We start from the raw sequence: 12,894 nt of genomic DNA, 5'->3' as shown, positions 1-12,894 counted from the left end.
AAATATAGTAGAATATAAGCAATGAAGGTGGCTGAGTGATTTTTATAGTTGCTGTAAGGTATGATGGGAATTGTATCGAAGTTACCGTTTTCTTAAAAGTCTGTAAATCATATTTCCTCTCCCTCTAGGAGAGTATAAAGGTGAGGGATTTATCTTTTATACTTCAATTCCTCTTGTGAGATTCCATAATCCCATACTTTTTTGCCTTGTTGGTCATAAATAGTAAGAAGCAAGTTACGTGCTCCATATTTACCAGAAACAGCGACGACTCCAAAGTTACGCTCGTAGTAGATTTTGTCTTTTACTTGCAAAGTGTTTCCTTCATCACGTGCTTTGTGAATTCCCGCTGTGAGAGGTGAACATGTAATATCAATCAGCGGATACGCATTGGGGCGTTCTAAACGGGAGATTTCTGTATGATGACGATCACCACTCATAAAAACAACGCCTTCTATTTTTTCGGCAGCGATACGATCTAGTAAACGTTTACGTGCTTCTGGATAGGTTGCCATATTTTCATATACGGCTGCATTACTGATGGTTTGCCCTCCAATACACACTATTTTAAAAGACGCTTGACTTGCCGTTAAAGCATCTACAAGCCAGTTGAGTTGTGCTTCTCCAAGGTAGTCTTTGTTCATGTCAAGACTACGATTAGGAGCACGATGATAGCGATCATCCATCAGGAAAAACTCGACATCATTCCATACAAACTGCCCTGTAATCCCGCCTTCTCCAGTCGCATTCGTACTCGGATTCCCCCAATACTCGTTAAAAGCTTTTTCAGTTACTTTCTTGTGCACATAACTCCGATCTGAGTCATTTGGCCCAAAGTCATGATCATCCCAAATCGCATAGTGATGCACACTTCCTAATAAGGGCTGTAGTTCTGTAGTGGCTCGTGATTCCCGATGACGATAACGAACTCCACGTTCGGTTTGGAAATCGGGGGTACGCAAATAAATATTATCTCCTAGCCAGACCATGAAGTCAGGGTCTTTTTGAGCAATACTTTTAAAAATATCATATTCTCCTCCGTAGGGTGTTCCGGGACGGTCATCTCTAGGATCATTACGGTAAAAACAAGACCCAATAGCAAAACTAAATGGTGGCGGATCGGTACGATACTGCCATAAGGTTTGCGTCTGAAATTCTAAGGGATACGGACGTGCTACGTATTGATTATTGATATACAATTTATAGGTATAGATGGTTCCGTAATCGACCTCACTAGGAAATAATTTTGCGATATGATCTCTTGCGGTTGTGGTGGAAACGGTAGGTGTAAATCGTTCTTTTTCGCCTTGAGCGAAGTACCCAATTTTTACATCGGCAGGAGCGTTGGTTTGTACCCAGATCAGTACTTCTCTAAAATCAGAATATCCCACCATAGGTCCTGATTGCAATAAATTTGCTTGCGCGCCTGCCTGCTCGGGAGACAGGAAAACGGATACAGAAATAATAACACTAACTAAAAAGGAGAGGATCGTACGGTTCATAAGAATACTATTTTGTGCAAAGTTCCTAAAAAGAAAGGATACCCATGTTATGTGGGTATTAAAGGTAGCTAGGTTAAAAGTAAGAAATTAATATCGCTATAATAAGAAAAATTTAGAGTACGATAACGTGATGTTTTATGTAAAATGCAGTACTTTAGAGCTATAAACAATGGATTATGAAAAATTTTAGATGGTTTTTGGGTATACTGCCGTTTTTGATCTCTCAAAGCATCCTTGCACAAGACCCTCTTCTTTTTGAGGGAGAATGGGTATTATATTCTTTAGAAATAAATGGAGAACAATTTGTACCTGAATCAAATAATGAAGTAGAATTTATTAAGCTTCTTTTTGAAGAATCTACCAATGATAATCCAGATACACCTTATTCAATTTTAGGAACTGTGTGTGACTCTTTTTTTTCGAGTGTAATTTTTGAAGAATCAGATTTTAGTACATTTATGCTTGGAGATGATTATGTGACCACCCTTGCAAACTGTGACACATCAGAGAATCAAAATTTTCAAAATAGATATTTTTCGTTTTATGAGACTTCAATTTCAGATCCATTTGAGTATAGTATCGTATTTCTTGGTAATAATGCAACATTACATGTAATTGCTTCAAATGGGGATATTGCTGATTATGGTAATACGGTATTATCTACGAGTGATTTTGTAAAACCTTCTTTTTCTGTCTATCCAAATCCTGCTCAGGACCAACTTTTTATAGAAACCCATCAAATCTCAGAAGCATACACGATTACTGTATTTGATGTGAATGGCAAACAAAAAGTACAAACCTCAAAAAAGACGTTGGAAGCAAATCCTTTACAGATCCAACATTGGGCATCCGGAATCTATTTTGTGCAATTAAAGAGTCAGGATAGAATCGTGTCTACAAAACGATTTATTAAAAAGTAGATTTTTGTTAGTTTCCTGAACTTCCATTTTTAAAAAAGAGTATTTTTAGATCATAATTATCAGGTATGGCATCACAAAATACTCCGCTCACAATTCTTGATCAGGAAATCCCGTATTATGCTGTTATTTTCACAAGTACTCAAACCAGTGTCACCCGTGGCTATGCCATGGCAGCACAACACCTAGAAGAACTAGCGACAGAAATGCCAGGTTTTTTAGGCATAGATCATGCTCGGAGCGACATCGGTATTACTATTTCTTACTGGAAAACACTAGAAGATATTGCCCGTTGGAAAGCAGAAACCGATCATCAAGCTGCTCAAACCACAGGAAAAACTACTTGGTATGAATCCTACAGTGTACGCATCTGTAAAGTAGAACGCGAGTATTATTTTTCTAAACTTCACTAGAAAGAATAAAATCCATCTCCCTCTGGGAGAGGTTAGGGAGAGGCGGGAAAATGTTAAATCCATCCCAAATGTTAAAATGGATATACTACCTATTTTAACAAATGCGTTACCATTATAACCACTCGATTTTCTATACTTTTTTATAGGTTGATTTGACCCATCTTAACTTGTAAAAGCATCAAATTAATTTCATATTCATCTATTTAAAATCTGTTATCTTTAGTAGCATATTTTGAATTCCTTTTTATCTGTTTCGGCTCTTTTAGGGCAAGAGATAGAGAGGCTACCTAACACCATCATTATGCGTAAAATCCATCTTCTTCTCGCCGTCGTCTTACCTCTTTTCTTCATCACTTGTGATAAAAAAGGCAATGAACAACCGACTGATAATTTGTTTAAATACAAGGAGTATATCTCTTATGCGACAAGTGGCAGGCAGTCTATTGCAAATCCTATTACCGTGCAGGTGGCAAAGGCGTTAACGCAGTTTGAAGTAGATCAAGAAATCCCTTCTGATATCTTAAAAATTACTCCAAAAACTTCAGGAACGTTGACGGTCTCTGGACAACGTACCTTAAAATTTGTACCTGATGCGCTTCTTGAGGCAGACACCGAATATTCGGTGAAGGTGAGCTTAGATAAACTTTACGATGACTTGCCTAAAGAGATGCGCACTTTTGCCTTTAGTTTCAAAACCATTACCCCAGATTTTAAAGTGGACCTCCGCGCATTACAATCGTATGACAGGGAGTATCAATACCTAGAAGGTCAAATTGAGGGTGCCGATGTGATCGCTTTCGCGAAAGCAAAACAACTCTTGCACGCAACTCAAAATGGAAAACCACTTTCCATTACATGGCTTAGTGAAGAGACAACGGCTCGCTATCACGTGTTTAAAATAGATAGTATTCGTAGAGACATAGAGGATGCGAAGATTCAAGTTAGCTGGGATGGAGACGCCATTGGTGCCGAGGAAACGAAAGGCGAAAATGAGGTGCTTATTCCTGGACGAAATAATTTTAAAATTGTAAAAATCAATCAGACATTAGGTGCAAATGCTTCGCTAGCGATCAACTTCTCAGATCCCTTAGAAGAAAAACAAAATTTTAAGGGGTTAGTTACCATTCAGCGAGCAGGGAGTTTGCGTTTTGAAGTCGATGGAAATGTCCTGAACGTGTATCCAGAAAATAAGATTGTGGGGAAATCATTGGTGGAAGTTTTTCAAGGAATTAAAAGTACCGATGGCTATAAACTAAAAATGCCATTTGCTGAGACCGTTTCTTTTGAGCAGTTAAAACCAGGCATTCGTGCAATTACCAATGGTGTTATTCTCCCCAATTCTGGAACACAACCGTTCTATTTTGAAGCCGTTAATTTAAGTCATGTCGATGTACGAATTATCAAAATATATGAAAATAATGTTTTAGAATACTTACAAGAAAACAATCTAAATAGTAACAATAGCTACGGATTAAAACAAGTAGGAAGACGCATCACAAAGAAAACGATCAATCTACAAGATGGTAATTTCTCATCAGGAGATGTGGCCGATAGTCAGTGGCGTGTACATGGGATTGATCTTTCAAACATATTTCAAGCAGACCCAGGAGCTTTATATCGCGTAGAAATTAGTTACAAACAAAGCTATGTTGCTTATGAATGTGTAGACGATGGTACTGAAGTAGAAGAAGATACCTATGATGACTACTATGAAGAAGATTATTACGATGAAGATTTTACTGAGGTAGAAAGTACCAATGAAGACGAACGTGAAGAACAATATTGGGACAACAGAATATACCGCTGGCGAAATCAAGTGTATAATTGGCGACAAGAAGACAACCCTTGTCATCCCGCCTATTACCAAGAAGATCGGTTTATCCAGAGCAATATTCTAGGCTCGGATCTTGCCCTGATTGTCAAAAGAGGAAAAGATAATGGCTATCATTTTGCCGCCACCGATATCGTGACCACCACTCCAGAAGCCAATACAAAAATTACGCTGTACAATTATCAAAAACAATCCATTGGTACGGTGACTACAGATGCCACAGGACTTGCTACCATATCTCCTAAAGGATATGCAGTGTTCGCAGTTGCTCAAAAAGGCCCCAACTACGCCTATCTAAAAATAGAAGATGGGAATGCACTTTCTATGAGCAAGTTTGATATCTCTGGGAAACAGTTACAAAAAGGATTAAAAGGATATCTCTACACAGAGCGAGGCGTTCACCGTCCCGGCGATAGTATTCATCTTTCCTTTGTTCTGAATGATGCCAACAATCCGTTGCCCAAAGACCATCCTGTAAAGTTAGAAGTAAGTGACGCCAGAGGAAAACTTACCTATCGTAAGGTGCTCACGGCAAACACCGTATCAAAAACAGAAAAAGCACTTAATAACGTATATTATTTCCCCATTACCACGGCATCCACAGATCCTACTGGAAATTGGAATGCTACCATTAGTGTGGGGGGAGCTAGTTTTTCTAAAACACTCAAAGTAGAAACCATAAAACCCAATCGTTTAAAAGTCAACCTAGACTTTGAAGATGATATCATAGAGGCGAGTGGTACGTTGGAAGGCACCGCAAAAGTGACTTGGTTACACGGAGCACCCGCACGTAATCTCAAGATTAAATCGGATGTTACGATCCGAAGCTCTACTAGTGGTTTTAAAACCTTTCCAAACTATAACTTCTTTGATCCTATTCGCAGTTTTGATGATGTAGAATTGACCGTACTTGACGGACAATTAAATGAAGAAGGCAGTACAAAAATCAATCAAAAATTAGCGCTCAGTGAGCGGGCACCAGGCATGCTTAAAGGAACCTTTGTGACCAAAGCCTATGAAGGCGGTGGCGATTTCTCGCTAGATGTCGTAACCAAAGACATTGCCCCTTTTGATCATTTTGTAGGATTACAATCTCCCAAAGGACGTGCTTATGGTAGTTACTTTACCGATGACAATACGGAGTTTGACCTCGTGACCACTGATGCCAAAGGGAAAGCGACAGGCAATAGAACCTTGGAAGTCAAAGTATTTAAAATGAGCTGGCGCTGGTGGTGGAGTCGCGGTCGCGATAATTACTCTAATTATGAAGTAGGAACGGTACATACACCCGTAAAAGATTTTAAACTCACCACAGGCAGTAATGGAAGAACCAGTTTTACGGTCAATATTCCAGAAGATGAAAGTGGGCGTTATTTGATCAGGGTGATAGACCCAGAAAGCGGACATGCCACAGGACGTATTGCGTATTTTTATCGTAATTGGAGCGGACTTCAAAGCGATTCAGAAAGCGCTAAAATGTTGGTGTTCTCTTCTGATAAAGAAAAATATCAAGTAGGAGAAGTTGCTACGATTACCTTTCCGTCTGGCGATAGTTCGCGTGCGTTGGTCAGCCTAGAAAATGGCACTCAAGTTTTGGATAGTTGGTGGGTTGATGCACAAAATGGAGAGACACAATTTAAAATTCCGGTGACCTCAGAAATGGCACCCAATGTCTATGTTAATATCTCCTTATTACAAGCTCATGAGCAAGTTAAAAACGATCTACCTATTCGGTTGTATGGGGTGATTCCATTATTGGTAGAAGATCAAAATACCATACTCACGCCTAAAATCACCATGCCTGACGTACTCAAACCAGAGGAGTCTTATACCATCAAAGTAAGCGAAGCTAATAAAAAAGCTATGACGTATACCATTGCGGTGGTTGACGATGGTTTGCTAGACTTGACACGCTATAAAACCCCTGCGATTCACGATCATTTTTACAGTAGAGAAGCGCTTGGAGTGATGACTTTTGATATGTTTGATGATGTGATTGGCGCCTATTCAGGAAGTGTAGGAAATATCTACGCGATAGGTGGGGGTGATGCTGCGGCGGCTGCAAAAAACAGAAAAGCAGAGCGTTTTAAGCCTGTAGTGACGTATATAGGTCCTTTCGCTTTAAGCGAAAATGAAACTAAAACCCACACCTTACAGATGCCTAATTATGTCGGTTCTGTACGAGCGATGGTAGTGGCAGGTGATCACACGGCATCTGCTTATGGTGCTGCCGAAAAAACGGTGCCTGTACGTAAACCTTTAATGGTGCTGGGTTCGCTTCCGCGAAAGCTATCACCGGGGGAACACGTGACCTTACCCGTCACCGTCTTTGCGATGGAGTCTAAGATCAAACAAGCAAAAATTACCGTTAAAACATCGAAGGCATTTAAAGCAACGCAAGGCACTACGAAGACGATTAACTTTGCCTCTGTCGGCGAACAAATTGTTCCTTTTGAATTTGATGTGACCGCTGTTAATGATATTCAAACCATAGAAATCATCGCCGAAGGAAACGGAGAACGTGCGACCTACCAAGTAGAAATAGATGTTGAAAATCCAAACCCTATCACACAAAAAGTAACCGATTATGAGTTGCCAGCATCGGGCAGTTTAACTATCGATTATTCAACGTTTGGGGTGGCAAGTTCAAACGGATCAGCTATAGAGTTTTCTACCCTTCCTCCGATGGATTTCACAAAGCGAATGCAGTATTTGATACGCTATCCGCATGGCTGTGTAGAGCAAACCACATCGGGTGCTTTCCCACAATTATTTATGGATGATGTGTTTGATTTGACGTTTGAGCAAAAACGAAAAGCACAAGAAAACATCAAACGAGGCATAGAACGTTTAGGAGATTTTCAAAATGCAGATGGCGGACTAGGCTATTGGCAAGGAGAAACTGTTGCCGATGCTTGGGGCACTAACTACGCAGGACATTTTATGATCGAAGCTCAGAAAAAAGGGTATGCATTACCGCTTACGTTTATGAGTAATTGGTTACGTTTTCAAAAGAAAGCGGCACGTGAGTGGCGATCAGGACAACGTGCGTACAATACCACACTGACACAAGCTTATCGTTTATACACCTTGGCACTAGCAGGACAACCTGATCTTGCCGCTATGAACCGCTTGCGCGAAAGCAGAAACTTAAGCAACGACAGTAAATGGCGATTGGCTGCTGCCTATGCACTGGCAGGGCAAACTAAAGCCGCCCAAGAATTAATAGCTACCGCAAACATTGATTTTCAACCAGACAAAAGCAATTATCATACGTATGGATCTGTATTCCGTAATCGTGCGATGGCGTTAGAAACGATGGTTGCTATGGGAGATGCTAAACAAAAAGACCTAGCCATTTCTATCGCTAAAACCCTATCATCAGAGCGATGGTTGAGTACACAGGAAACGAGTTATGCATTATTAGCAATGGCTAAAATGGTCATTAAAAATGGAGGTAAATCGATTCAATTGGACTATACCAAAGATGGAAAAGCAATGACTATTGATACCCAACAAGCGATTGCATTGAGAGATTTGGAGACCAAAGAAGGAGCTAATACCATCATGCTTCAAAATAAGAAGGATAATGTTGTGTTTGTTCGTGTCGTACAAAGTGGAAAATTACCATTAGGCGAAGAGTTGTCAGGGAATAGTAAGCTCAAGGTGACCACTAGGTTTGTGGGTACAGACGGGAATCAAATTGACATTGCCAATCTGAGACAAGGCGAAGAATTTTTGGCTAAAATTAGTGTTAGTAATGACAGTCGTGATTTTGTAGACAATGTGGCACTTACGCAAATATTCCCAAGCGGATGGGAAATTGTAAATACCCGTTTTACAGAAGATGCTGGTGGTACAGAAGGAGCCGCCAGATATACAGATATACGCGATGATCGTGTCAATTTTTACTTTGATATGAGTAAGGGATCTACAAAAACCTTTACGGCACGTCTGAATGCATCATATCTAGGAAGGTATTATTTACCAGGTACACAAGTGGAAGCGATGTATGATAATACGTATTATGCGCGTACTAAAGGTGCTTGGGTTGAGATTGAGAAGTAGGTGTTAGTTGAGTTACTGGTTGGCCCACCTCGTCATTCGCTTGGGCGAATGCCACTCCTCCCTTTCAAGGAGGAGAGCTTCAAAAATAGAAGGATAGTTAGAAGTAAATAGCTTCTGAGTTTAGAATAAAATAATAAACCTAGGCGCTCCTTCCTCTGCGAGGGGAAGGTGGCTATTCTGAAACAAAGTGAAAGAATAGACGGAAGAGTTGCATACGAAAGAGATTAAAATATAACAGAAAACATAGCTTATAGTAAAAGTGAATATTAAAATACAACATATAATGACCAAGCTCAGAAAGCATAAAATCAAGCTTTCGGTTTTTGTGTTGGTGTTTTTGTACTGGTTATTTTGTTTGCCTTCTACTTTATTTAAAGACCCCACATCTACGGTGGTAGAGAGTAGTACTGGAGAGTTGTTAGGTGCTCGTATTGCTGATGATGGGCAATGGCGATTTCCAGCATTAGATAGTGTGCCGTATCGGTTTGAGCAGAGCCTTTTGTTATTTGAAGATGAGTATTTCTATACACATCCTGGATTTAATCCTGTGGCGATGGGGAAAGCAATCTACGGCAATATGACTACTGATAAACGACGAGGAGGAAGTACCCTAACACAGCAAGTAATCAGACTTTCAAGAAAAAATAGTAAACGAACTTACATTGAAAAACTTTTAGAACTTGTAAAGGCAACACGTCTGGAAACGCAATATTCAAAAGATGAAATTCTTGCTATGTACGCTACCTATGCCCCTTTTGGAGGAAATGTTGTAGGTCTAGAAACAGCCGCTTGGCGGTATTTCAGGCTTCCTGCGCATCAGCTGAGTTGGGGTCAAAGTGCGGCGCTTGCAGTACTTCCTAATAATCCGTCGATGGTGCGACCGGGGAAGAATGAGCGTACGCTTTCGCGAAAGCGGAATCAACTTTTAGAAAAGCTTTGGAAAAAAGGAATTATTGATGAAAGTACTTATCGGCTTGCTTTGTTAGAAGAACTCCCTGGAAAACCGTATCCATTACCACAAACAGCACCGCATCTCACTGAACGCATCCGAAAAGAACATAAAGGAAAACGAGTAAAAACCACTATTCAAAGTAATGTACAAAGAGAATTGAATAGATTAGCCCAAGAGCATCATTTACAATTGCAACAAAATGAGATTTATAATCTTGCTATCGTTGTGATGGATGTTACTACAAAAACGGTAATAGGATATGTGGGAAATGCACCAACAATAGCTATGCATCAAAAAGATGTAGATATTGTGATGCGTCCTAGAAGTACGGGAAGTATTTTGAAACCCTTGCTATATGCAGGAATGCTGGATGCGGGAGATATTTTACCAGAAAATTTGGTGATTGATATTCCTACATATATAAATGGCTATCAACCTCAAAATTTTAATAAAGAATTTCAAGGGGTCGTGCCAGTAAGTACTGCTTTGGCACGATCTCTTAATGTACCCGCTGTGCGTATGCTGCGTAGGTACGGATTAGATAAATTTTACAATAATTTACAAGAGATGGAAGTCGCACATATTGATAAGTCGGCGAGTTATTATGGGCTTTCTCTTATTTTAGGCGGGGCTGAGAGTAGTTTATGGGAGGTGACAAAAACGTATGCAGGACTTGCACATACCTTAAATACCTATACAACAACTTCTAGTGAATATACCAAAACCGCTTTTCAGGGATATTCCTATACGCCTCAAACCCCTAATGCTGACCCAGACCTTTTTGCTAATTCTCCTATTTTTGATGCAGGTGCTATTTACAATACGTTAGAAACTTTGCGGGAAGTAAATAGACCTTCGGGAGAAGAGAACTGGCAGTTTTATGAAGACGCACAACCCATTGCATGGAAAACTGGGACAAGTTATGGTTTTAAAGATGCTTGGGCTGTGGGAGTTACACCGCAATATGCCATCGGGGTTTGGGTAGGGAATGCAGATGGAGAAGGGAGACCAGGTGTGACAGGAATACAAGCAGCGGCTCCTTTGTTTTTTGATGTATTGCGCACGCTCCCTAATGAAGGAACTTGGTTTTCCAAACCGTATGATGCTCTTATAGAAGTTATTGTGTGTTCAAAAAGTGGTGCCTTAGCAAGTGTGTATTGTCCTCAAACGAAAACAATATTAACTCCAGATGCAGGGATTCACAATGCATCTTGTTCCTATCACAAACAGATATATGTAACTAATTCTGGGAGCTATCGTGTAAATTCAGACTGTTATGAGTTGGATCAAATGAAATCTGAAGTGCGGTTTGTACTACCTCCTGCTATTGCATATTACTATGCGAGCAAGCATCCTGATTATAGAGAATTACCACCAATGCATCCTGATTGTGATATTTTAGGAGAGCAACCGATGTCTTTTATATACCCAAAAAAGAACGAGGATATTATTTTGCCTAAAGATTTTGATGGAAAACGAAATGATCTTATTCTCAAACTAGCACATCGTAATCCTGACACCAAGGTATTTTGGTACCTGAATGATACCTTTATAGGAGATACGGAAACCTTTCATGAACTAGCTGTTTTGCCAGAAGAAGGAGACTATATAATTACTGTAGTAGACGCAGAAGGAAACCAATTGAAACAGCAAATTAAAATCTCAAAATCATAAATTTGTAAAAGTGTCGTTATATTTACGACAAAATATGTATATTTGTGTAAAATTATAAATGTCATGAACGATGATATGATATACAATACTCCTGGAAGCCTTGTTCAAAACTTAGTTTCGGGTAGTGATATTGATGTTTCAGGGGTTTCAGAACCCGCAATAGTAAGGCATGATGATCAATTGGATGATCGGTCTACCTTGCGATTAGTTCACGTATCAAGAGAAGGATTATCCTATCCAAAATTTTTACTTGCAGTAGAAGCTTTTGACTTTTCAAAACAAGAACTAGCGCAATTACTTCACATTTCCGAACGCACACTAGAGCGTATTCATAAAGATAAAAAACGATTATCTACACCTCAAACAGAACGCATTCTTGAGGTGTCTATCTTATTTGAAAAAGGGTGGGATTTTTTTGAAAGTAAAGAAAGTTTTAGAAAATGGTTGAGTATCCCAAATTATGCTTTTGAAAACCAAACGCCTTTGTCTATGCTAGATACAAAATATGGTATAGAGTCTGTAGAGATGTTATTAGACAGGATGGCTCATGGTATTGTCGTGTAGGTATGCGTGTTTATAGAATTACAAAAGGGAAATACGCACAAGATTTATCTGGAGAAGGAGCGCGTCTTTATGGAGGGAGATGGAATCGTAGAGGGACTTCAGTACTTTACACAGCGGGTAATAGCTCTCTGGCTATCCTCGAAAAACTAGTTCATATTCCACCCTATATATTCCCTAAAGATTTAAAAATTACAGTATTGGAATTTCCTGATACTATGACTATAGGGAGTGTTGCTTTAGATGATTTGCCAGAAGACTGGATGTATAGATCAGAACATCCCAAAGTATTGGATATAGGAGATCAGTTTGTCGCTCAGTCTGAATTTTTATGTCTAAAAGTACCCTCGGCTATTAACCCTATAGATGAGAATATTCTTGTAAACCCAAAACATCCTGATTTTTATATGGTTAAGATTATAGATGAGCTTCCTATTGAATTTGATAAACGGTTACTCAAAGAAGTATAAGGTTTATCGTAGGGGATATCCTTTCCCAGCCCACCAAGGTTTGATTTCCACAATAAGTCTTCCCGATTTCATCATAGGATCTAGATTGGCTAGACTATCTGCCATTTTGAGTGTAGGGACATTATACACCGTAATACCACGTAATTCTCCATCATCACCAAAAGGGCCTGAGATATCTGCATATCCTAATTCATACATACGACCTAGATGTGCTTGATGTGCTTCTTGAAGTTTTGTAGCTTCTTCTTCTGATTGATTTCGATTAGGACCACTTTTTAAGAAAGCCATAAAGTATTGTTGCATAATTACCGTATCTCCTGTTTTTTCATCTACGTAATCAAAAATCTGATAACCATCTGCTTTTAATTTTGCTATTTGAGAAGCCACTGAATTTTTTTTGTCTGCCGAAGATTTTTCAGTTTGTATTTCTTTTTGATTTTCAGTTTGTGCACAGGAAATGCATAACAGGATAAGTGAGACGTATGTGATGATTGCTTTCATGTGTTTAT

8 protein-coding genes are annotated in these 12,894 nt (G+C 39.4%); 6 read left to right on the top strand and 2 right to left on the bottom strand.

Annotated elements, in window-relative coordinates; genetic code table 11:
• Window positions 1–149: 149 nt before the first annotated feature.
• Window positions 150–1,499: an alkaline phosphatase D family protein gene (locus Q0505_RS14900; protein WP_299214428.1), complete on the bottom strand. Its 1,350-nt coding sequence runs from the start codon at window positions 1,497–1,499 to the stop codon at window positions 150–152.
• Between the two features lie 176 nt (window positions 1,500–1,675).
• Between Q0505_RS14900 and Q0505_RS14895 the strand changes: the two genes are divergently transcribed.
• The 6 genes from Q0505_RS14895 (at window position 1,676) to Q0505_RS14870 (ending at window position 12,385) form a co-directional block, all read left to right on the top strand.
• The gene (locus Q0505_RS14895; RefSeq protein WP_299214426.1) at window positions 1,676–2,419 is read left to right on the top strand and encodes a T9SS type A sorting domain-containing protein; all 744 of its coding nucleotides are present in this window, start codon (window positions 1,676–1,678) and stop codon (window positions 2,417–2,419) included.
• A gap of 65 nt (window positions 2,420–2,484) precedes the next feature.
• On the top strand, window positions 2,485–2,829 hold the full coding sequence (locus Q0505_RS14890; protein ID WP_299214424.1) for an antibiotic biosynthesis monooxygenase: 345 nt from the start codon (window positions 2,485–2,487) through the stop codon (window positions 2,827–2,829).
• 301 nt (window positions 2,830–3,130) lie between these two features.
• The gene (locus Q0505_RS14885; protein ID WP_299214422.1) at window positions 3,131–8,728 is read left to right on the top strand and encodes an MG2 domain-containing protein; all 5,598 of its coding nucleotides are present in this window, start codon (window positions 3,131–3,133) and stop codon (window positions 8,726–8,728) included.
• A 283-nt stretch (window positions 8,729–9,011) separates the two neighbouring features.
• Window positions 9,012–11,354, top strand: a complete 2,343-nt coding sequence (gene pbpC, locus Q0505_RS14880; RefSeq protein WP_299214419.1) for a penicillin-binding protein 1C — start codon at window positions 9,012–9,014, stop codon at window positions 11,352–11,354.
• Between the two features lie 63 nt (window positions 11,355–11,417).
• On the top strand, window positions 11,418–11,918 hold the full coding sequence (locus tag Q0505_RS14875; protein ID WP_299214416.1) for an antitoxin Xre/MbcA/ParS toxin-binding domain-containing protein: 501 nt from the start codon (window positions 11,418–11,420) through the stop codon (window positions 11,916–11,918).
• 2 nt (window positions 11,919–11,920) lie between these two features.
• Window positions 11,921–12,385 carry an RES family NAD+ phosphorylase gene (locus Q0505_RS14870; protein WP_299214413.1) on the top strand — a complete coding sequence of 155 codons (465 nt, stop codon included), beginning with the start codon at window positions 11,921–11,923 and terminating at the stop codon, window positions 12,383–12,385.
• Between the two features lie 3 nt (window positions 12,386–12,388).
• Here Q0505_RS14870 and Q0505_RS14865 read toward each other — a convergent pair whose 3' ends face one another.
• A complete protein-coding gene (locus tag Q0505_RS14865) occupies window positions 12,389–12,886 on the bottom strand; it encodes a YciI family protein (protein ID WP_299214410.1) in 498 nt (165 codons plus the stop codon).
• Window positions 12,887–12,894 lie beyond the last annotated feature (8 nt).

Origin of the sequence: uncultured Dokdonia sp., from assembly GCF_937910895.1 — a bacterium.
In the GTDB taxonomy this organism is placed as follows: Bacteria; Bacteroidota; Bacteroidia; order Flavobacteriales; family Flavobacteriaceae; genus Dokdonia.
This window is presented reverse-complemented; position numbering and strand designations above follow the sequence as displayed.

Coding starts and splice junctions, on each gene's coding strand:
- pbpC (WP_299214419.1), top strand. CDS start 9,012: ATGACCAAGCTCAGAAAGCATAAAATCAAGCTTTCGGTTTTTGTGTTG.
- Q0505_RS14890 (WP_299214424.1), top strand. CDS start 2,485: ATGGCATCACAAAATACTCCGCTCACAATTCTTGATCAGGAAATCCCG.
- Q0505_RS14870 (WP_299214413.1), top strand. CDS start 11,921: ATGCGTGTTTATAGAATTACAAAAGGGAAATACGCACAAGATTTATCT.
- Q0505_RS14865 (WP_299214410.1), bottom strand. CDS start 12,886: ATGAAAGCAATCATCACATACGTCTCACTTATCCTGTTATGCATTTCC.
- Q0505_RS14895 (WP_299214426.1), top strand. CDS start 1,676: ATGAAAAATTTTAGATGGTTTTTGGGTATACTGCCGTTTTTGATCTCT.
- Q0505_RS14885 (WP_299214422.1), top strand. CDS start 3,131: ATGCGTAAAATCCATCTTCTTCTCGCCGTCGTCTTACCTCTTTTCTTC.
- Q0505_RS14900 (WP_299214428.1), bottom strand. CDS start 1,499: ATGAACCGTACGATCCTCTCCTTTTTAGTTAGTGTTATTATTTCTGTA.
- Q0505_RS14875 (WP_299214416.1), top strand. CDS start 11,418: ATGAACGATGATATGATATACAATACTCCTGGAAGCCTTGTTCAAAAC.